Here is a 19,754-nt window from a genome sequence, read left to right on the forward strand (position 1 = left end):
CGGCGGCGGCCGCACCGCGAGGACGGGCGCCGCACAACGAACCGAACGACCGAAACAGAAGGTGACCACCATGGACAAGCCAGTCGTCGCGATCGTGCGGCCCTTCACCTCGGCGGCGATGGTCGCTCCCGCGCTCCGGGAGGCGGGGTTCAGCCCGGTGGCCTTGATGGACTACACGGGGCCCGCGCTCGCCCCGCTGCACTCCTCCCACGACCCCGGCAACTACGACGCGGTCATCAACCACCACGGTGACATGGCGGAGACGATCGCCCGGCTCGGCGCGCTGAAGCCGATCGCGGTCATCCCGGGGGTCGAGGCGGCACTGCGGCTCGCGCAGGAGTGCTCGGACGCCCTCGCCCCGGAGTTCTCCAACGTCGCGAAGCTGGTCGACGCCCGGCGGCACAAGTACCTCATGCACCAGGCCCTCGCGAAGGCGGGGCTGCCCGTCCCCCGGCAGATCTCCACGGCCGATCCCGACGAGGTCGCCGCCTGGATCGAGCGCGAGGGCCTCGCCGGAAAGGACCTCGTCGTCAAGCCGCCGACGAGCGCCGGCACCGTCGGGGTCAGCCGCGCCCCCGGAGGGCAGGGGTGGCGCGAGCAGTTCACGGCGATGCTCGGCACCCGCGACAAGCTGGACGTGCTGGCCGAGGAGGTCCTCGTCCAGGAGATGATGACCGGCACCGAGTACGCCATCGACACCGTCAGCCACGACGGCCGGCACTCCATCACCGACATCATCCGGTACCGGCGGGTGCCGTTCGGCGAGGGCATCGCCGTGTACGACTACGTCGAGTGGCTCCCCTACGACACCGGCGCCTACGGCGAGCTGATCGACTACGGGCTCGCCGCGCTGGACGCGGTGGGGCTGCGCAACTGGGCGGCGCACACCGAGATCATGATGACCCCGGACGGGCCGCGCCTGCTGGAGGTCAACGCACGGCTGGCCGGAGCGGGCAACCCCGCGGTGACCGAGATCGCCACCGGGGAGAGCCAGGTCACGAGGATCGTGGACGTGTGCCGCGGCCTCGGCCCGCAGATGCCCCCCGGCTACACCCTGCGCCGCAACGTCATGGCCGTGTTCCTCATGTCGCACTCCACCGGGATCGTGCGCAATGCCGAGATCTACGACCAGGCGCGCGACCTGCCCAGCTACCACTCGCCGGTGCACCTGGTGAGCACCGGCGATCGCGTCGACGCCAGCACGGACCTGTTCGCCAGCATGACGATGGGCTACATCATCCTCGCCCACGAGGACTCCGAGCAGATCTACGCCGACCGCGAGGCCATCCGCAAGATCGAGAAGGACCTGGTCGTGGACGTGGAGGGGACCGCCTGATGGTCACCGCGAAGTACATGGCGGCGGCCGCCGAGGGGCCCCTGCGCGACGTCGTGTCGGAGGTCGGGTTCCCGCCCGCGTTCGGGAAGGCGTGGGGCAGGTACCTGGCGACGCGGCCGCTGCTGTCGTCCGAGGCGCGGACGCGCCAGGCGGCGGACGACCTCGCCGGTCTGTTCCGGCTGATGACGTCGCTTCCGGACCGGTTGTTCGACGGCGACCGCCGCGCGTTCTGCGCCGCCGTCGGAGCGGACGCGCGTCGCACCGATCTCATGACGCGGTTCGACGGGGATCCGGTCCTGTGGGGACGGGCCGACCTCTACGACGACGGCTCGCGGTTCCGGCTGCTGGAGTTCAACATCGGCAGCGAGCTGGGCGGCGTCGACATGAGCGAGGTCAACCGCTGCCTGCTCGGCCACGGGGAGTTCGCCGCGTTCGCCGAGGAGCACGGCCTTTCCACCGTCGACACCCCGGCGGCCATCGCGCGGCAGTTCGTCCAGGCCACGCAGAAGGAGGCGCCCGTCGTCGCCACGCTCGAGGCCGTCGACGGTATGGCGGCGTACGAGTCGCTCCATCGCTCCTTCCAGGAGTCGATGAAGCGGTACGGCATCGAGCTGCTCATCGGCGAAGTGGACCAGGTGAAGGAGAGGGACGGACGGCTTTACCTGCACGGCCGTCCGCTCGACCTCGTCCTGCGGTACTTCTCCGCCCACCAGGTGGCGCGGGACCCGCGCAACGACAAGCCCGTCGAGGCCGTCCTGCGCGCCTACGAGGAGGGCAAGGTCGTCCTGTGGACTCCCCTGACGGCGTCCATGTTCTCCTACAAGAGCTGCCTGCCGCTCGTCTCCGACCCCGCCATGCGCGCGGAACTGTCGCCGGACGAGAACGCCCTGATCGATCGCATCCTGCCCTGGACCCGGACCCTCACCCCAGACCTCGCCGACCAGGTCAGGGCCGAGCGGGAGGAGCTGATCCTCAAGCCGGTCGCGGGCCTCTCGGGACGGGGCATCCGCGCCGGCTGGGATCAGACCGACCGCGAGTGGGCCGAGACCGTCGGCGACTGCCTGAAGGAGGACTACATCGTCCAGCGCCGCGTCGTCCCCGCAAGCGAGCCGATGCTCAACGCGGAGACGGGCGCGGTCGAGGACTGGTTCGCCGTGTGGGGCCTGTTCGTCTTCCCGGACGGTTACGGGGGCGCGTTCTGCCGGGCCGTCCCGTCCGGCGGCGCGTCCGTCGTCAACCTCGGGACGAAGGGCGCGAGGGTGACCTCCGCGTTCCACTACTGATCCCCCGGGGAGAGCGCCGAGGGTCCGGCTTTGCGATGCGTGCCAGATGTGGCGGCACCCTCCTTTTTGTCCACTTTCGCCCTTCCTGGGTCTTGCGGCGGTGGTTAGCATCACGCTGCACCCCTCACCGGAGAGGACCCCCCGCCATGCACAGACGCATTCTCGGAGTGCTCGCCGCGGCCGCCGTCGGCGCCGCGGCCCTGACCGCCGGCGCCTCCACCGCCTCCGCCGCCGTCTCCGCCGTCTCCGCCCCCGCCGCCGCTCCCGTGCGACAGGCCCCCGCCAAGACCGCCGCCGTCGACTTCACCGGAATCGTCGCCCTCAGCAACTGCTCCGGCTCGCTGGTCCGCACCCCGACCGCCGCCGACAGCGACCCGGCGCTCGTGCTCACCAACGGCCACTGCTACGAGGGCGGCATGCCCAGCGCCGGACAGGTCATCACGAACCGGTCGTCCAGCCGCACGTTCAGCCTGCTCAACTCCAGCGGGTCGGGCACGCTCGGCACCCTGCGCGCCACGACGGTCCTGTACTCCACCATGACCGACACCGACGTGACCCTGTACAAGCTCAACCGGAGCTACGCCAGCATCCAGCAGTCCTACAGGACGCCGGCGCTCCAGCTGTCGCTCTCCCACCCCACCGCGGGCGCCTCCGTGCGCGTGGTCTCCGGCTACTGGCGGAAGATCTACTCCTGCAGCATCGACGGGTTCGCCTACCGCCTCAAGGAAGGGGAGTGGACGTTCAAGGACTCGATCCGCTACACCCCCGAGTGCAACGTCATCGGGGGCACGTCGGGCTCCCCGCTCGTCGACGCCTCCACCGGCAAGGTAGTCGGGGCGAACAACACCATCAACGAGGACGGCGGCCGCTGCACGCTGAACAACCCGTGCGAGGTCGACCAGTCCGGGAACATCACGGTGCACCCGCACATCGGCTACGCCCAGGAGACCTACACCCTGGCCGCCTGCATCGCCCCCGGCAGCGTCATCGACTTCAACCGCGCGGGCTGCTCGGTCCCGCGCCCCAGTAGCTGACCCGCCGCCGCGGTTCACCGCGGCCCGGCAGACCGAACGCCCACGCCCTGGACGGGGCGGCGCACCCCTCGCGCCGCCCCGTCCGGTCGTTCTCGGAGCGGCGTCGGCGCGGTGTCCAGCGCGGTGCCCGGTGAGTGACCCAAGTAACGACCGCTCGTAGTACTACAGCTCGTAGTATTCCTGACAGGATGTAGTACTACAGCTTGTAGTACTTGAGCGGGAGAGAGGCCCTGCGCCCATGGACACCGTCGACATAGCCCGGTGGCAGTTCGGGATCACCACCGTCTACCACTTCCTCTTCGTGCCGCTCACCATCGGGCTGTCCGCGCTGGTCGCGGTCCTCCAGACGGCCTGGCTGCGGACGGGGAAGACGGCCTACCTGCGCGCCACCAAGTTCTGGGGCAAGCTCTTCCTGATCAACTTCGCGATGGGCATCGTCACCGGCATCGTGCAGGAGTTCCAGTTCGGCATGAACTGGAGTGACTACTCCCGGTTCGTCGGGGACATCTTCGGGGCGCCGCTCGCCATCGAGGGCCTGCTCGCCTTCTTCGTCGAGTCGACCTTCCTCGGCCTGTGGATCTTCGGCTGGGACCGGCTGCCGAAGCGGGCGCACCTCGCCTGCATCTGGATCGTGCACGTCGGGACGCTGCTGTCGGCCTACTTCATCCTCGCCGCGAACTCCTGGATGCAGCACCCGGTCGGCTACCGCATCGACCACGAGTCCGGGCGGGCCGTCCTCACCGACTTCTGGGCCGTCCTGACCAACTCGACCCAGCTCGTCGCGTTCCCGCACACGATGACGGCGGCCTTCGCCACCGGCGGCATGTTCATGGCCGGGGTCAGCGCCTGGCACCTGGCCCGCCGCAGGAACGTCGAGGTGTTCCGGCCGTCGCTGAAGCTCGCCCTCGCGGTCACCGCGATCGCGTCCATCGGCGTCGCGATCACCGGCGACCTCCAGGGCAAGGTCATGACCGAGCAGCAGCCGATGAAGATGGCCGCGGCGGAGGCCCTCTACGAGACCGAGCAGCCCGCGTCCTTCTCGATCTTCACCGTCGGGACGCTCAACGGCGAGGAGGAGGTCTTCGGGATCAAGGTGCCGAGGGTGCTGTCGTTCCTCGCCACCGGCACCCTCGACGGCGAGGTCAAGGGCATCAACGACGTCCAGGCCGCCGAGGAGGCCCGCTACGGGGCCGGGGACTACCGGCCGATGATCCCGGTCATCTACTGGAACTTCCGGGTCATGGTCGGCGCCGGTATGGCCATGGCGCTGGTCTCGCTGGCCGGGCTGTGGCTGCTGCGGCGCGACAGGCTCCCCTCCAACCCCTGGGTGTACCGGATCGGCGTCCTGTCGCTGACCCTGCCCTTCATCGGCAACTCCGCCGGATGGATCTTCACCGAGATGGGGCGGCAGCCCTGGTCGGTGTTCGGCGTGCTCAAGACGGCGTCCAGCGTCTCCCCCGGCGTGACGGCCACCTCGATGCTCATCTCGGTCGTGTCGCTGACCGCGCTGTACGGGATCCTCCTGGTCATCGAGACCGGGCTGATGCTCAAGTACGCCAAGGCCGGGCCGCCGTCGGAGGACGAGGTGCTGCCGCCGCCCTCCGACGGACCCGGATCCGACTCCGACTCCGAGCGCTCGCTCGCGTTCGCCTACTGAGGGCCGGTCATGGAACTCACCACCGCCTGGTTCATCATCATCGCCTTCCTGTGGACGAGCTACTTCTTCCTGGAGGGGTTCGATTTCGGCGTCGGGATGCTGCTGCCCGTGCTCGGCCGCGACGACGTCGAGCGCCGCGTCGTCATCAACACCATCGGCCCCGTCTGGGACGGCAACGAGGTGTGGTTCATCGTCGCCGGCGCGGCCACCTTCGCCGCCTTCCCCGAGTGGTACGCCACTCTGTTCAGCGGCTTCTACCTGCCGCTCCTCGCGATCCTGCTGGCGCTGATCATCCGTGGCGTGGCGTTCGAGTACCGCGGCAAGCGCGACGACGCCCGCTGGCGGTCCCGCTGGGACAAGTGCATCTTCTGGGGCAGCCTCGTGCCCGCGTTCGTGTGGGGCGTCGCGTTCGCCAACATGGTGCGGGGCGTGCCGCTGGACGCCGACCACGAGTTCGTCGGCTCCCTCGGCGACCTCCTCAGCCCGTACGCGCTGCTCGGCGGGCTCACCACCGTGAGCCTGTTCCTGCTGCACGGCGCGGTGTTCCTCGCGCTCAAGACGTCCGGGGGCGTCCGGGCGAGGGCCCGCCGGGTCGCGGGGTTCGCCGTGGTCGCCGCCATCGTCGTCGGCGGCGGGTTCCTGCTGATCACCCAGCTCCAGTACGGCAAGCCCGTCACGTGGCTCACCGCCGCGGGCGCGGCCGCCGGCCTGCTCGCCGCCGCGGCGGCCAACCGGCGCGGGCGCGAGGGCTGGGCGTTCGTCGGGACCGGAACCGCCATCGTGCTCGCCGTCGCGACACTGTTCCTGTCGCTGTTCCCGGACGTCCTGCCCTCCACGCTCGGCACCGGCGGCCTGACCACCGTGAACGCCGCGTCGTCCGGCTACACGCTGAAGATCATGACGTGGGTGGCGCTGGCGTTCACCCCGATCGTGATGATCTACCAGGGCTGGACGTACTGGGTCTTCCGCAAGCGGATCGGCACCTCCCACATCCCCGTGAAGAAGCCGGTCGCATGAAACCCCTCGACCCCCGTCTGCTGCGCCACGCCCGCACGACGCGCCCCTTCCTGGCGGCGTCCGTGCTGCTCGGCACGGCCACCGCCGGGCTGATCATCGCGCAGGCGACGCTCCTCGCCGGCATGCTCACCCGGGCCTTCCTGGACGGCGCCTCGCCGGGCGACCTGCGCACCCCGCTCCTGCTGCTCCTCGCCGTCGTCCTCGGACGGGCGCTCGTCGCGTGGCTCCAGGAGGTCGCCGCGCACCGCTCGTCCGCCGCGGTGAAGTCGCAGCTGCGCGGCCGGTTGCTCGCCCGCGCCGTGGCCCTCGGACCGCGCTGGCTGTCCGGCGAGCGCAGCGGCGAGCTCGCCACCCTCGCCACCCGCGGGATCGACGCGCTGGACGACTACTTCTCCCGCTACCTGCCGCAGCTCGTCCTCGCGGTGATCGTCCCGGTGGCGGTCGGCGCGCGGATCCTGCTGGGCGACTGGCTGTCCGCCGTGACGATCGCGGCGACGCTGCCGCTCATCCCCGTCTTCGCGATCCTCGTCGGGCTCACCACCCAGCGCAGGATGGACCGGCAGTGGCGGACGCTCTCCCTGCTGTCCGCCCACTTCCTGGACGTCGTCGCCGGGCTGCCCACGCTGAAGATCTTCGGCCGGGCCCGCGCGCAGGCGGACCGGATCCGCGAGATCACCGGCCGGCACCGGCGCGCGACGATGTCCACCCTGCGGATCGCGTTCCTGTCCGCCCTCGTCCTCGAACTGCTGTCCACCCTGTCGGTCGCGCTGGTCGCCGTGTCGATCGGGCTCCGGCTGGTGGAGGGCGGCCTCGGGCTGGAGACCGCGCTGCTCGTGCTGATCCTGGCACCGGAGGCCTACCTCCCCCTCCGCCAGGTCGGCGCGCAGTACCACGCGAGCGTCGAGGGCCTCACCGCCGCCGCACGGATCTTCGAGGTCCTCGAAACACCGCTGCCGCCCGCCGGGACGCGGCGGGACGTCCCCGCCCCGGACCGCGCGACGCTCCGCCTGGACGGGGTGACGGTCGCCTACCCCGGTCGCGACGCCCCCGCCCTCGACGACTTCTCGCTGACCGTCCACCCGGGCGAGACGGTCGCCCTGGTCGGTCCGAGCGGCGCGGGCAAGTCGACCGTGCTCGCCGTGCTGCTCGGGTTCGTCCGGCCCGACTCGGGCCGCGTCCTGGTCGACTGGGACGACCTCGCCGACCTCTCGCCGGACGCCTGGCGGGAGCGGATCGCCTGGGTCCCCCAGCGCCCGCACCTGTTCGCGGGGTCCGTCGCCGCGAACATCCGCCTCGGCCGCCCGGACGCCTCCGACGCCGAGGTCCGCGAAGCCGCCCGGGCCGCGGGCGCCCTCGAGTTCGTCGAAGCCTTGCCATCGGGCTTCGAGACGCCCCTGGGCGACCGCGGCGCGGGCCTGTCCGCGGGCCAGCGCCAGCGCATCGCCCTGGCCCGCGCCTTCCTCCGGGACGCCCCGCTCCTCCTCCTGGACGAGCCGACCTCCAACCTGGACTCCGAGAGCGAGGCCGCCGTCCTCGACGCCGTTCGCCGGCTGGCCGCGTCCCGCACGGTGATCCTCGTGGCCCACCGCCCGGCCCTGGCCGCGATGGCCGACCGCATCGTCCCGCTCGCCCCCGCCCTGGTGACGACATGACCCTTCTCATCCAGGCGGCGGACCGCCGAGCGGTGTCCGCCCCAGACCTTCCGGTCATGCCGAACGCCGGCGGCCGGGCAACACCGACATCCCGTGCGGCGATGCGGCAGTGCCGGCGGGCTGATGATTCACGTGAAACCTGCGGGTCGCGCGCCGGAGGGCCCTCGGCACGCGGCGGCGACCACGCGGACGAGGCGGGGTGAGGTCATGATCTTCCGGCTTCTCCGGTTCGCCCGGCCCGCCCGGGGGCGGCTCGCCCTGGCGGTGCTGTCGGGGGTGCTGGCGCTCGGCAGCGGGGTCGGGCTGATGGCGACGTCCGCCTGGCTGATCTCGCGCGCGGCGCAGCACCCGCCGGTGCTCATGCTGATGGTCGCGATCGTGGCGGTCCGCGCGTTCGGGCTCGGGCGCGGCGTCTTCCGCTACGTCGAGCGCCTCGTCGGGCACGACGCGACGTTCCGGATCCTGGCCGACCTGCGGGCGCGGGTCTACGAGCGGCTGGAGAGGCTCGCGCCCGCCGGGCTGCCCGCCTTCCGCGGCGGCGACCTACTGAACCGGCTCGTCGCGGACGTCGACGCCGTCCAGGACCTCTTCCTCCGGGTGCTGCTGCCCTGCACGGTCGCGGCGGTCGTCGGCGGCGCCTCCGTCGGCCTCGCCTGGCTCCTGCTCCCCTCGGCGGGTGTCGTCCTGCTCCTGGCCTTGCTGGTCGCCGGGGTCGTCGCCCCCTGGCTGTCGTCCGCCGTCTCCCGCCGCGCCGAGCGCCGCACGACCGACCTGCGCGGCGAGCTCACCTCGCACGTCGTCGACACCCTGCAGGGCGCACCGGAGCTCATCGCCTACGGCGCCGCCGACGACCAGCTCGCCAAGGCCGCGGAGATCGATCGCGAGTTCACGCGCGCCACGGCCCGTTCCGCCGCGACGTCCGGGCTCGGCGCCGCCGTCTCCGCCCTCGCCGGTGGTCTGGCCGTCTGGGGCAGCCTCGCCGTCGGGGTTCCGGCCGTCCGCTCGGGGGCGCTCGACGGCGTCCTGCTCGCGGTCGTCGTCCTCCTCCCGCTGGCCGCGTTCGAGGTCGTCGCGGGGCTGCCCCTGGCCGCGCAGTACCTGGAGCGGGTCCGCCGTTCCGCCGCGCGCATCTTCGCCGTCCTGGACACTCCGCCCCCGGTGCGGGAGCCGGACGACCCGGCCCCGCTGCCCGCGGCGCCCTACACGCTCGCGGTCGACGACCTCCGAGCCCGCTGGACGCCCGGCGCGCCCTACGCCCTCGACGGCCTCTCCCTGGACCTGGCGCCCGGACGCCGTTGCGCGATCGTCGGCCCGAGCGGATCGGGCAAGACCACCCTGACGTCCGTCCTGCTCCGCTTCCTGGAGCCCTCGGGCGGCCAGGCGACCCTCAACGGCGTGGACCTGCGCGCTCTCTCCGGGGAGGACGTCCGCCAGGTCATCGGCCTGTGCGCCCAGGACGCACACCTGTTCGACTCGACCATCGGCGAGAACATCCGCCTGGCCCGCCCGGACGCCGCCGACGAGGAGATCCGCGACGCGCTGCGCCGCGCCCGGCTCCTCGACTGGGTCGACTCCCTCCCGGACGGCCTCGGTACCCGCGTCGGCGAGCACGGCGCCCAGGTCTCCGGCGGCCAGCGCCAGCGCATCGCGCTGGCCCGCGCCCTCCTCGCCGACTTCCCCGTCCTCCTCCTCGACGAGCCCTCCGAGCACCTCGACATCGCGACCGCGGACGAGCTGACCGCCGACCTCCTCACCGCCACCGAAGGCCGGACGACCCTCCTCGTCACCCACCGGCTCGCCGGCCTGGACGCGGTCGACGAGATCGTCGTCCTGGACGGGGGCCGCGTCGCCGACCGGGGCACCCACGCCGACCTCCTGAGCCGTCCCGGCCCCTACCGCGCGCTCTGGCAACGCGAGCAGGCCGCCGCCCCGGCTCCCCAGCCCGCCTGAGCCGTCCGCCGGCCGGGTCGTTTCGCCCTTTCTGGGGTATTCACAGAACTCTCCCCGCTTCGACCGCGTCACACGGAGTACAGGATCCGATCGATGGAACGGGGGATTCCACGAATGAAGATCTTGCGCATCACCCTCCGGGTCGCGATGGTGCTGCTGGCCCTCGCCACCACGGTCGCCGCCCTCGACGCCGCCGGAGCCGACACCCCGCCCGCCCCCTTCCTGCAGCGTCCCTCCAGTTCGCGGCCGTGAGCCGAAGCGGCCGGACGGTCATGCCTTCCTTGTCGCCGGTCGGACGTCAGGGCGAACCCCGGCGGCAGGCCGGGCAGGGGGACGGCCCGCCTTCATGACGGGGAGGGGACGGAGGACGCCGTCCTCGCCAGGTGGCGGGCGGCGGCGAGGAGCAGGCGCTCGGCGCCCGGCCGGGCGATGAGCTGCAGACCGGCGGGCAGTCCGTCGACGAGGGCGGCGGGCAGGCTGACGGCGGGGAGTCCGAGCACGCTCCACGGGCTGGTGAACGCCAGAAGCGCCGCGCGGACGTCGACCGGCGTCCCGTTCAGCGCCAGGGTCCGGGCTCCCAGCGGCGGAGCGACGACCGGGACGGTGGGCATGGCGAGGAACTCGAACCGTCCGAAGAGTGCCGTCACCGCGCCGCGCACCCGTTCGCGGATCTCGCGGGCCGCGGCGGCGTCCTCGGCGGTCATCCTCCCGGCCGCGCGCAGGCGCGCCAGCACCTCCCCGTCGTAGAGGTCCGGCGCGGCGGCCATCCGTGCCGCGTGGAGCCGGTGGACCTCCCCGCTCTGGATCGCGGTGTAGGCCCAGCGCAGCCGCGCGATCTCCGGGACGGCGGCGTCCCGCACGGACAGCGGCTCCAGCATCGCGCGGGCCGCCGCCGCCACCCGCGGATCGGCCGGGTGGACGGCGTCCGGCGCCACCCAGCCGACGCGGGCACCGGAGACGTCCGGCGCCGGGGCGTCCCGTCCGGTCAGGGCGTTCCACAGCAGCAGGCAGTCATCGGCGGTCCGCGCCATCGGGCCCACCGTGTCCAGGGACGTCGAGACCGGGAAGACCCCGTCGGACGGCACGGCGCCGAGGGTGGGCTTGAGCCCGACGATCCCGCAGCACGCGGCGGGGATGCGCACCGACCCGCCGGTGTCGGTGCCGACCGCGAGCGGCACGATCCCGGCGGCCACGGCCGCGGCCGACCCGCTGCTGGACCCGCCGGCGAGGCGCCCGTCCCCGTAGGGGTTGCGGGTCGCCCCGCTCAGCGAGCGGTCGCCGGTCGGCCCGAAGGCGAACTCGTGCGTCGCGGCCTTCCCGACGATCACCGCGCCGGCCTCGCGCAACCGGCGCACGCACTCGGCGTCGCGGGCCGGCACCCGGTCCGCGTGGTGGCGGGAACCCCTCGTGGTGCGCAGCCCGGCGGTGTCGACGACGTCCTTGACCGCGACGGGGATGCCGTGGAGGGGACCGCGGTCCACGCCCGCGGCCAGTTCCCGTCCGGCGCGCTCCGCCGCCGCGCGCGCCCCCGGCCCGTCGACCGTGACGAACGCGTTGAGCGCCCCGAGCCTGGAAGCCTCGGCCAGCGCCCGCTCCACCAGTTCGGTCGGGGACGCCCGGCCGTCCCGCAGCGCTTCGGCCAGGCCGGCGACCGTCTGCCCGGCGAACCATCCCGCCCCCGGCGGAAGGCTGATCACGCCGACCGCCCCGCATCGACCCGTCGTGCCACGGCTTCGCCTCTTTCCCAATCGATCGGGGTGGACCTTCGTCCGACCCAAACGATTGGGTCAAACGTTTGGGTTGTATAAAAGACACCGGACGGCGGCCCTGTCAAGGGCACGGCGACAGGAGGCGGACGGGTGGCCCGGAGCGACCGGCAGCGCCCCGCGACGCTGCGGACCATCGCGCAGGCGGCGGGCGTCGACGTCTCCACCGTGTCCCGGGTGCTCAACGGGTCCGCCGAGGACGCCCAGCGCGCCGCGTCCCGCGAGACCGCCGAGGAGATCCGGCGCGTGGCCGCCCGGCTGGACTACCGCCCCAACCCGCACGCCACCAGCCTGCGCACGCGGCGCAGCAACCTGGTCGGCGTCCTGGTCCCCCGGCTGTCCGACCTGGTACTCGCCACGGTCTACGAGGGGATCGAGGACGCCGCCGCCCGGCACGGCCTCGCCACCTTCGTCATGAACAGCCACGACCGGCCGGAGCGGCAGCGGGCGCGCACCGAACTGGCGCTGTCGCGCCGCGTCGACGGCCTGGTCTTCGGCGACGCGCACACCGGCACCGCGTTCCTCGACGAGATCGCCGAGCGGCGCGTCCCGTTCGTCCTGGTCAGCCGGCACGCGGGCGGCCATCCCTCCGTCACCTGCGACGACCGGCTCGGCGGCCGCCTGGTCGCCGAGCACTTCCTCGCGCTGGGCCACCGGCGGGTGGGCGTCATCGCGGGCGAGCCCTTCGCCAGCACGGGCGCCGACCGCACCGCCGGCTTCGTCGACCGCTACCGGGAGGCGGGCTTCCCCGTGCCCGGCTCCCACGTCGTCCATTGCGGCTTCGACGCGTCCGGCGGGCGAGACGCCACCGAACGACTCCTGCGCCACGACCCCGCGCCCACGGCCGTCTTCGCCGTCAACGACTTCGCCGCCATCGGCGCGCTCGGCGTCCTGCGCGACCACGGCCTCCGCCCCGGCCACGACGTCGCGGTCGCCGGGTACAACGACACCCCTCTCGCGTCTGAGCTGCCCATACCGCTCACCAGCGTCCGCTCGCCGATGCGGGAGATGGGCGCGCGGGCCCTCGACCTGCTCGTCGAACTGCTCGCGGGACGGACGCCCCGATCCGAGCGCCTGCCCGCCACCCTCGCGGTCCGAGCCTCCACCGACCCCACGCGCTCGTTGAGGACGATCGCCCCGTCCTGACCACCGGCCCGGGGCCCTTCGACGTCTGCAAGCAAGCCTGGGAGATCCGGGACGTTGCGGGTGCGCCCGCTATACCCCAAAAGGGACGGTCCGACGGCGAGCCGAACACGGGACCGGGCCCGCCCACCGCAGACCGGGGCCGATGGACGGCCGCGCTGCCCGCGGCGTCAGGAACCCGGTCCGCCGACCTCGCCGCGCCCCCGGACCAGCGGCAGGAAGATTTCTTCGACGATCTCGACGAGCACGCCGTCCGGCACGGCCGGGACGCCCCGCGCCATGTACTCGTTGCGCAGCAGCGCCACCGGCGTGGACGCGACCCGGGGATGCAGCGCCTCGGGCGCGGCCTCGCCTCGCGCCACCGCCCGGCCGAGGACGGTCAGCCAAGCCGCCTCGTAGGCGCCGCCGCCGTTCTCCCGCAGCTCGGCGAGCAGTTCCGGCGCGCTCCCCGCCGCCGCGATCAGGCCGCGCAGGATCTCCCCATAGGGGGAGGACCAGGTGCTGTTGGCGCGGCGGAGCAGGTCGAGGGCGTCGTCCCGGAGCGAACCGGTGTCCGGCACCGTGGTCTCCGCGTCGGCCAGCCGCCGGTACGCGGCGACGCCGAGCGCGACCCGGTTCGGCCAGCGCCGGTAGATCGCGTTCTTGTTCGTCCCGGCCCGCCGGGCCACCTCGTCCATGGTCAGGCCGGCCGCACCGGACTCCCGCAGCACCTCGGCCGCCGCCCGCAGGATCGCCTCCTCCAGCGCCGCCCCGCGCCGCCGCGACCCACCGCCTTCGGCCATGCCTCCCCTTCCGCCCTGTACCGGCACGCAGCGTACTCCAGGCGAGCGCTCCCTTCCCGTGGCGATGATCCATATAAGGTACGGTACGTACCGTACTCTTTTGGAAGGACTCCTCATGCGCGTCTTCGGCATCAACTTCGACACGGGCTTCACCAGCGCCGGGACCACCACCCGCGAGCCCTTCGACCCGGCCACCGTCCGCCGCGAAATGGAGATCATCCGCGGGGAGCTGCACTGCGACGCCGTCCGGATCACCGGCGGCGACCGCGACCGGCTGGAGACGGCCGCCCGCCTCGCCGCCGACGCCGGCCTCGAGGTCTGGTACTGCCCCTTCACCAACGACCTCACCCAGGAGGAACTCCTGGACTTCCTGACCGACAGCGCCGCCCGCGCCGAGAGGCTGCGCCGCGACGGCGCGGAGGTGGTCTTCCTCACCGGTTCGGAGATCTCCATCTGCACCGCCGGGTTCCTCCCCGGCGACGACCTCCTCGGAAGGGCCGCCGTCCTCTCCGACCCGCAGCGGGCGCGCTCCGCGCTCGCCGCCCTGCCCGACGCGATCAACGCCTTCCTCGGCAAGGCGCTCGCGGCCGCGCGGGCCGAGTTCGGCGGCCGGATCGGCTACGCCTCACTGCCGTTCGAAGGCGTCGACTGGACGCCCTTCGACGTGGTCGCCACCGACGCCGGATACCGGGACGCGCAGAACGCCGGCCATCTCGCCGGCGGGTTGCGCGCGCTGAACTCGCACGGCAGGCCCGCGGCGGTCACCGAATTCGGCTGCGCCGCCTTCCGCGGCGCGGCTGACATCGCGAGCCGGGGGGACGAGGTCATCGAATGGAACGACCGGGCCCGCCCCGCCCGGTTCACCCGCCCGGTCGTCCGCGACGAGCAGGAGCAGGCCGACTACCTGAGCGAACTCCTCGGCATCTTCGACAAGTCCGGCCTCGACGCGGCATTCGTCTACACCTTCGCCCGCTACGACCTGCCGCATGCCGACACCGAGGACCGCGATTTCGACAAGGCGTCCCTCGGCATCGTGAAGGTGCTTCCCGAAGGCCGCCTGGGGACCGCTTACCCCGACATGCCGTGGGAACCCAAGGCCGCCTTCCACGCCCTCGCCCGATACGGCCGCGACCGCACTCGACCGGAATAGCTAATCGCCCGGTGCGGGCGACCGCGGGTCCCGTCTCAGTGGCTCGTCTCCCGTGCCGAGTTCCCGGCGCGCGGCCTCCATGAACTCGAAGCGCAGTTCACGCTTGGAGGCGGCCCCGGCGTCCTGCCCTCGAAGCAGCGCATGCAGGACGAGGGTGTAGTCGTGGGCCGCCTGCGCGACGGAAGACGAGCACACGAGCTCGAACACCTTCTTGGCGAGCCAGAGTGAGTGCAGGAGCTCCCATTTCTCGGGCTCCTCGACATGGGCTCCCATGGAGAGCCGGTCCAGGAGCAGTTCCACCCGCTGTGCCGCCGACAGGAACTCCACGAGCGCTTCCTTGCGCTCCGACCGTTCCGCGGTCGCCTGCTCGAACCGCGCCCGCCGCGCCTCCACCCGGGTCGAAAGGTACTGACCGATCAGCGTTCCCGCGGACCCGAGAACCACTCCCGCCAGAGGCAGGACCGTAGTCGACGCACTCACCCCGCTGAGACGGCCGACACGCGAGAACGGTTCCTGTCCCGGCCGAGCACCGCTTCGCCCCGTCCATTCACACGCGAAGAGCACTCCGCATCGAAAACCAGGAAGGCATTATTCACTGACCGTGCACAGCCCTGACGGAGGGGTCACGGGATCGGCCGTGTTCACGGCTTCCGGAGTTCGTCGCTGCACGCGATGAGCTCGTCGAGCATGGCGGTGACATTCCCGGCCTGAGGCTCGCTGGGCGTGAAGCGGGTGTAGTCCTGGAAATCGTCGGCGAAGGTCAGCGCCACCGCCGAGCGCACGTCGGTGACCACCAGGTCCCCGAGGACCTGCCGGAGATGCCCGACGGCCCGGGTACCGCCCTGGATGCCGTAACCGACCAGCCCCGCGGCCTTTCCGTTCCACTCCGCGTACAGGAAGTCGAGAGCGTCCTTCAGCGCACCGGGGATCGACCCGTTGTACTCGGGAGTGACGAAGACGAACGCGTCGGCCGAACCGATCTTCCGGGCCCAGGCGCGGGTGTGGGGGCGGTCGTACCGGCCGTTCCGGGGCGGCATGGGCTCGTCCAGGTGGGGCAGCGCGTAGTCGGCGATGTCGACCACCTCGAACTCGGCGTCATCGCGCCGCGCGGCGATGTCGAGGATCCAGCGTGCCACGGCCCCGGCCTTGCGGCCCGGGCGGGTGCTTCCGGTGATGATCGCCACCCGGGGCCGGCCGGTCGGTTCCGTCCGGACGGCGGGGGTCACTTCGGTCGTCGTTCGCATGAGGGGTCGTCCTTCGGTTCGGTCGGTCGGGACGCGTGCGGGGCCGTTCAGCCGAGGCCGTAGGAGCCGACCCGGTGCAGCGTCGTCATCTCCGGGGGCTCGTCGCACCGTTCGTCGAGGGTCGTGCGGTATCGCTGGAACGCCTCGATTCGCCGCAGGACCTCGGGGCCGTCGTCCAGCTCGACGACGTCCATGAAGGTCACCTCGTCTTCGAGCTGGAAGGTCGCGTAGCGCAGGCCGTCAGGCCGGACCGCCCGGAGCTCCGCGTACACCTCCCGCAGCAGTTCCAACTCGCGCTCCACCTGCTCCGGCTTGATCTTCCAGCGGACCAACACCTGCATCGCCGGCTCCTCACCTGGGCGTCGCCGGCCGCGCCCCACCGCCCTGCGCGGCGGGGTCCTGGCCTCAACTTCAGACGACAGCATGTATTCCAAAATACATATCGTCAAGCCAATTGCTAGGGTGAGGGGTCATGGCCACCCGCAAGTACGAGCAGCGCCTGCGCGCGGAGGCGGCGCAGGAGACCCGGCGCCGCATCCTCGACGCGGTCTACGAGCGGCTGCGCGAGGCGCCCTCGGAGCCGCTCAGCATCGACCGTGTCGCCCGCATGGCGCGCGTGGCACGCCCCACCGTGTACCTGGTCTTCGGCTCGCGCGCCGGACTGTTCGACGCGGTCGGCGCGGACCTGCTGCAGCGCGGCGGCTTCGGCCGCATGCTCCAAGCGGCGGCGCACCCCGACGCACGCGAGGCACTGCGCGGCGCCATCCGGGGAGTGGTCGAGATGTACGCGGCCCACCGGGACGTACTGCGCACCTTGTCATCGATGGCCATGCTCGACGCCAACGCGGTGGGCGGCGCGATCCAGCGAATGGAGCAGGGCCGCGCGGGCGGCATGGCCGAACTCGCCCGCCACCTGGCCGACCAAGAGGCGCTCCGCCCGGATGTCGGCACCGGCCAGGCCACCGACCTCCTCTGGCTGCTGACCGGCTTCGACAGCTTCGACCTGCTGTACACCGGCCGCGCCCTCTCCACCGAGAAGACGGCGACGACCCTGATAACCACCGCCGAACACACCCTGCTGGCCTGAGCATCGCGACCGCACGCCCGCTGCGGCCGAGCGGCGCGATCCCCAGCCGTCCGCCGACTCCGACCACCGCCACCTGGGATGGCCCACACAGCGGTGGATCTCGGGGGAGTGGCGGTCGAGATCTCGGTGAACCGGTCCGGCTCCAGCCGGGGAAGCCGCGTCAGCGTCCGTGTGATCCGACACCACCCCGATGACCTCAGGAAAGGGACCGCAAAGTCTCGCCTGGCCTCTCCGAGTACCGGTTCGGTTTCACATCAAAGGGGAACCGCAGATGAGAGCCGCTTCCGAGGGCGCGAGTTCCGCGGGAAGCGGGCGTGCGGTTGAACACACCCGCGAGACCCGTTACTCCCACGTCGTCATGCTCCCCCACTCCGCCGCGGCGGCCGCCACCCCCCGACGCCACCTGCACCGGACCCCGATGAGGAGCTCGATGACCATGGCCAAGCCCGACACGATCGTCCTCATCCACGGCTTCTGGGTCACCCCCCGCAGCTGGGAGCACTGGATCACCCACTACGAGACCAAGGGGTTCCGCGTGCTGGCCCCCGGCTACCCCGGCTTCGAGGTCGAGGTCGACGAACTCAACGCCGACCCCACCCCCATCGAGAAACTCGAGGTCTCCGAGGTCATCAACTCCCTCGAGGAACTGATCCGCGGCCTGGACACCGCTCCGATCCTCATCGGCCACTCCGCAGGAGGCGTCTTCACCCAGATCCTCCTCGACCACGGGTACGGCGCCTGCGGTGTCGCGATCAACTCCGCGCCTACCCAGGGCGTGGCCGTCACCCCGCTGTCCCAACTACGCGCGACGTTCCCGATCCTGCGCAACCCCGCCAACCGCCACAAGGCCGTCGGTCTCACCTACGACCAGTGGCGCTACACCTTCACCAACACCTTCCCCGAGGACCAGGCCAAGGCCACCTACGAGCGCTACCACATCCCCGCCTCGGGGCACGTTTTCTGGGGCAGCGCCCTGGCCAACATCCACCCCGGTCACGCCGACACATACGTCGACTACCGCAACCCCGAACGTCCGCCGCTGCTGTTCATATCCGGCGGCGAGGACCACCTCATGCCCCCGAAGGTCCAGGCTTCCAACGCCAAGCACTACAAGGCGCCCGGGACCGTCACCGAGCACGTCACCATCCCCGGCCGCTCCCATCTCATGCCCGCCCAGGACGGTTGGGAAGATGTCGCCGACCAAGCCCTCACCTGGGCGCTCGACCATAGTTGACCGGCAACTCCCTGGCCGCCCCCTGACCACAGTGCCCGCCCGCCGACGCTCCCGCGAGAGACCATGACCGACGTCGCCTTCACCCACATCGGTGGCCCCACCGTCCTCATCGAGATCGCAGGATGGAACATCCTGACCGACCCCACCTTCGATCCTCCGGGCCGCACCTACTCTTTTGGCTGGGGCACCTCCTCCCGGAAACTCACCGGCCCCGCGCTCTCCCCCACCGAACTACCGCCGATCGACGCCGTCCTGCTCACCCACGACCATCACGGCGACAATCTCGACACCGCCGGCCGCGCTCTCCTCCCCAGCGCGGGAACCATCCTCACGACGGTGTCTGGAGCCCGGCGCCTGGGAGGCGGCGCCCACGGCCTGCGGCCCGGTCAGACCCACCGGCTGGAAGCCTCAGGCAAGCCGCCGATCGACATCACCGCCACCCCCTGCCGGCACGGGCCGCCCCTAAGCCGAACCATCACCGGCGACGTCATCGGCTTCGCGCTCACCTGGGACGGCCAGACCGAGGGGCCCCTCTGGATCACTGGCGACACCGTCCATTACCCCGCCGTCCACCGGGCCGCCCACTCCCTGCGCCCCGGCACCGTCCTGCTCCACCTCGGCGCCGTCCGCTTCCCGCTCACCGGCCCACTCCACTACACCATGAACACTCGCGCCGCCCTCGACCTCCTCGACGGCCTCACCCCCACGACCGTCATCCCCATCCACTACGAGGGCTGGCAACACTTCACCGAAAACCGCGAAGCCATCACCGCCACCCTCGACCAGACCCCCACCTCCACCCACCACTTCACTTGGCTCACCCCCGGCCGAGCACACCAGATCCAGGTCTAGAGCGACGTCCATAAGGTGAGCCTCCGATGTGCCGGCAAACCAGAATCATGCCCACGGCCGTGCTCCGCGCACGCAACCGGCTCGGAGCGAAAAGAATCGGTCGTAATAAACGAGAACCCACCTCAGAACCAAGCATCTGACCTGGGCGAACCATGATCCCCGAGCAACCGCTCTCGCCCCCTCGTTGACCGCCCCTCATTACGCGCTAATTACACGGCTCCCCGCCGATGGCCTGCACGTCCTCGCCCGCGTGCAACGCACACCGCGCCCCGCCTGAGCTTCCCCAACCCCCCCACGACCGTCACGGGCGCACCCTGGGTTTCCCAGACTCAGAGCCCCACCCGGAGGCATGGGGAAGAGTTCCTGCCGAGGCACCACCAAAGGCATGCTGACCTGATGCCACGTCTCACCGATACCGAGTTTGAAGCCACGATGAGTCGGCGACCCGAAAGCGTGGACCTAGAGACGCCCACCCCATTCGACTTCTGGCCGTACTTTGACGCCGTACCGCCTGAGGATTTCGACGGCTTCGACTTCACCGCCGGTGAGGTCTCTCACGCTTGGAAC

Annotated in this window: 18 protein-coding genes; 13 read left to right on the forward strand and 5 right to left on the reverse strand. The window is 71.8% G+C overall.

The features are described from left to right. The first annotated feature begins 70 nt into the window (after positions 1-70). The 8 genes from FKD65_RS23940 (at position 71) to FKD65_RS44380 (ending at position 10,181) form a co-directional block, all read left to right on the forward strand. Positions 71-1,336 (forward strand): ATP-grasp domain-containing protein, encoded by a 1,266-nt coding sequence (locus tag FKD65_RS23940; RefSeq protein ID WP_141579609.1) that lies wholly within the window; start codon positions 71-73, stop codon positions 1,334-1,336. After that, entirely contained in the window at positions 1,336-2,619 is a 1,284-nt protein-coding gene (locus FKD65_RS23945) for a hypothetical protein (protein WP_141579610.1), read from the forward strand. The genes FKD65_RS23940 and FKD65_RS23945 overlap by 1 nt, the downstream gene beginning before the upstream one ends. A 146-nt stretch (positions 2,620-2,765) precedes the next feature. Then, positions 2,766-3,653 carry a serine protease gene (locus FKD65_RS23950; protein ID WP_141579611.1) on the forward strand — a complete coding sequence of 296 codons (888 nt, stop codon included), beginning with the start codon at positions 2,766-2,768 and terminating at the stop codon, positions 3,651-3,653. Positions 3,654-3,891: 238 nt separating this feature from the next. After that, complete coding sequence (locus tag FKD65_RS23955) at positions 3,892-5,310, forward strand: cytochrome ubiquinol oxidase subunit I (RefSeq protein ID WP_141579612.1); 1,419 nt, start codon at positions 3,892-3,894, stop codon at positions 5,308-5,310. Positions 5,311-5,319: 9 nt separating this feature from the next. Then, the gene (cydB, locus tag FKD65_RS23960; protein ID WP_141579613.1) at positions 5,320-6,327 is read left to right on the forward strand and encodes a cytochrome d ubiquinol oxidase subunit II; all 1,008 of its coding nucleotides are present in this window, start codon (positions 5,320-5,322) and stop codon (positions 6,325-6,327) included. Beyond that, entirely contained in the window at positions 6,324-7,979 is a 1,656-nt protein-coding gene (gene cydD, locus FKD65_RS44370) for a thiol reductant ABC exporter subunit CydD (protein WP_168221161.1), read from the forward strand. Before cydB ends, cydD begins: the two co-directional genes overlap by 4 nt. Before the next feature lie 207 nt (positions 7,980-8,186). Next, on the forward strand, positions 8,187-9,929 hold the full coding sequence (gene cydC / locus FKD65_RS44375; RefSeq protein ID WP_168221162.1) for a thiol reductant ABC exporter subunit CydC: 1,743 nt from the start codon (positions 8,187-8,189) through the stop codon (positions 9,927-9,929). A gap of 114 nt (positions 9,930-10,043) precedes the next feature. Then, positions 10,044-10,181, forward strand: coding sequence for a hypothetical protein (locus tag FKD65_RS44380; protein WP_168221163.1), 138 nt, complete (start codon positions 10,044-10,046; stop codon positions 10,179-10,181). 92 nt (positions 10,182-10,273) lie between these two features. Here the strand turns inward: FKD65_RS44380 and FKD65_RS23970 are convergent, their stop codons facing one another. After that, the gene (locus FKD65_RS23970; protein WP_240809574.1) at positions 10,274-11,626 is read right to left on the reverse strand and encodes an amidase; all 1,353 of its coding nucleotides are present in this window, start codon (positions 11,624-11,626) and stop codon (positions 10,274-10,276) included. Between the two features lie 162 nt (positions 11,627-11,788). Between FKD65_RS23970 and FKD65_RS23975 the strand changes: the two genes are divergently transcribed. Further along, positions 11,789-12,841: a LacI family DNA-binding transcriptional regulator gene (locus FKD65_RS23975; protein ID WP_141579615.1), complete on the forward strand. Its 1,053-nt coding sequence runs from the start codon at positions 11,789-11,791 to the stop codon at positions 12,839-12,841. 167 nt (positions 12,842-13,008) lie between these two features. On the opposite strand, the gene FKD65_RS23980 is transcribed toward FKD65_RS23975, so the two are convergent. Next, a complete protein-coding gene (locus tag FKD65_RS23980) occupies positions 13,009-13,620 on the reverse strand; it encodes a TetR/AcrR family transcriptional regulator (protein ID WP_205718233.1) in 612 nt (203 codons plus the stop codon). A 115-nt stretch (positions 13,621-13,735) separates the two neighbouring features. Between FKD65_RS23980 and FKD65_RS23985 the strand changes: the two genes are divergently transcribed. Next, positions 13,736-14,770 (forward strand): hypothetical protein, encoded by a 1,035-nt coding sequence (locus FKD65_RS23985; protein WP_141579616.1) that lies wholly within the window; start codon positions 13,736-13,738, stop codon positions 14,768-14,770. On the opposite strand, the gene FKD65_RS23990 is transcribed toward FKD65_RS23985, so the two are convergent. From FKD65_RS23990 to FKD65_RS24000, 3 genes are all read right to left on the reverse strand, one after another. After that, entirely contained in the window at positions 14,771-15,163 is a 393-nt protein-coding gene (locus FKD65_RS23990) for a hypothetical protein (protein WP_141579617.1), read from the reverse strand. It abuts the gene before it with no gap. Positions 15,164-15,411: 248 nt separating this feature from the next. After that, positions 15,412-16,014, reverse strand: a complete 603-nt coding sequence (locus FKD65_RS23995) for an NADPH-dependent FMN reductase (RefSeq protein ID WP_141579618.1) — start codon at positions 16,012-16,014, stop codon at positions 15,412-15,414. A 47-nt stretch (positions 16,015-16,061) separates the two neighbouring features. Beyond that, positions 16,062-16,355, reverse strand: a complete 294-nt coding sequence (locus FKD65_RS24000; protein WP_141579619.1) for a hypothetical protein — start codon at positions 16,353-16,355, stop codon at positions 16,062-16,064. A 131-nt stretch (positions 16,356-16,486) separates the two neighbouring features. On the opposite strand from FKD65_RS24000, the gene FKD65_RS24005 reads away from it, so the two are divergent. The 3 genes from FKD65_RS24005 to FKD65_RS24015 all read left to right on the forward strand — a co-directional run bounded on the left by FKD65_RS24005 (position 16,487) and on the right by FKD65_RS24015 (position 19,187). Then, positions 16,487-17,101 carry a TetR/AcrR family transcriptional regulator gene (locus FKD65_RS24005; RefSeq protein WP_141579620.1) on the forward strand — a complete coding sequence of 205 codons (615 nt, stop codon included), beginning with the start codon at positions 16,487-16,489 and terminating at the stop codon, positions 17,099-17,101. 430 nt (positions 17,102-17,531) lie between these two features. Further along, positions 17,532-18,335, forward strand: coding sequence for an alpha/beta hydrolase (locus FKD65_RS24010; protein ID WP_205718234.1), 804 nt, complete (start codon positions 17,532-17,534; stop codon positions 18,333-18,335). 63 nt (positions 18,336-18,398) lie between these two features. Then, positions 18,399-19,187 carry an MBL fold metallo-hydrolase gene (locus tag FKD65_RS24015; RefSeq protein ID WP_141579621.1) on the forward strand — a complete coding sequence of 263 codons (789 nt, stop codon included), beginning with the start codon at positions 18,399-18,401 and terminating at the stop codon, positions 19,185-19,187. Positions 19,188-19,754 lie beyond the last annotated feature (567 nt).

This window comes from Actinomadura sp. WMMA1423, from assembly GCF_006547145.1.
Taxonomy (GTDB): domain Bacteria; phylum Actinomycetota; class Actinomycetes; order Streptosporangiales; family Streptosporangiaceae; genus Spirillospora.

What these genes read in the sequence shown, in the direction of transcription:
- FKD65_RS23940 (WP_141579609.1), top strand. Translation starts at nt 71, where the DNA reads ATGGACAAGCCAGTCGTCGCGATCGTGCGGCCCTTCACCTCGGCGGCG.
- FKD65_RS23945 (WP_141579610.1), top strand. Translation starts at nt 1,336, where the DNA reads ATGGTCACCGCGAAGTACATGGCGGCGGCCGCCGAGGGGCCCCTGCGC.
- FKD65_RS23950 (WP_141579611.1), top strand. Translation starts at nt 2,766, where the DNA reads ATGCACAGACGCATTCTCGGAGTGCTCGCCGCGGCCGCCGTCGGCGCC.
- FKD65_RS23955 (WP_141579612.1), top strand. Translation starts at nt 3,892, where the DNA reads ATGGACACCGTCGACATAGCCCGGTGGCAGTTCGGGATCACCACCGTC.
- cydB (WP_141579613.1), top strand. Translation starts at nt 5,320, where the DNA reads ATGGAACTCACCACCGCCTGGTTCATCATCATCGCCTTCCTGTGGACG.
- cydD (WP_168221161.1), top strand. Translation starts at nt 6,324, where the DNA reads ATGAAACCCCTCGACCCCCGTCTGCTGCGCCACGCCCGCACGACGCGC.
- cydC (WP_168221162.1), top strand. Translation starts at nt 8,187, where the DNA reads ATGATCTTCCGGCTTCTCCGGTTCGCCCGGCCCGCCCGGGGGCGGCTC.
- FKD65_RS44380 (WP_168221163.1), top strand. Translation starts at nt 10,044, where the DNA reads ATGAAGATCTTGCGCATCACCCTCCGGGTCGCGATGGTGCTGCTGGCC.
- FKD65_RS23980 (WP_205718233.1), bottom strand. Translation starts at nt 13,620, where the DNA reads ATGGCCGAAGGCGGTGGGTCGCGGCGGCGCGGGGCGGCGCTGGAGGAG.
- FKD65_RS23985 (WP_141579616.1), top strand. Translation starts at nt 13,736, where the DNA reads ATGCGCGTCTTCGGCATCAACTTCGACACGGGCTTCACCAGCGCCGGG.
- FKD65_RS23995 (WP_141579618.1), bottom strand. Translation starts at nt 16,014, where the DNA reads ATGCGAACGACGACCGAAGTGACCCCCGCCGTCCGGACGGAACCGACC.
- FKD65_RS24000 (WP_141579619.1), bottom strand. Translation starts at nt 16,355, where the DNA reads ATGCAGGTGTTGGTCCGCTGGAAGATCAAGCCGGAGCAGGTGGAGCGC.
- FKD65_RS24005 (WP_141579620.1), top strand. Translation starts at nt 16,487, where the DNA reads ATGGCCACCCGCAAGTACGAGCAGCGCCTGCGCGCGGAGGCGGCGCAG.
- FKD65_RS24010 (WP_205718234.1), top strand. Translation starts at nt 17,532, where the DNA reads ATGACCATGGCCAAGCCCGACACGATCGTCCTCATCCACGGCTTCTGG.
- FKD65_RS24015 (WP_141579621.1), top strand. Translation starts at nt 18,399, where the DNA reads ATGACCGACGTCGCCTTCACCCACATCGGTGGCCCCACCGTCCTCATC.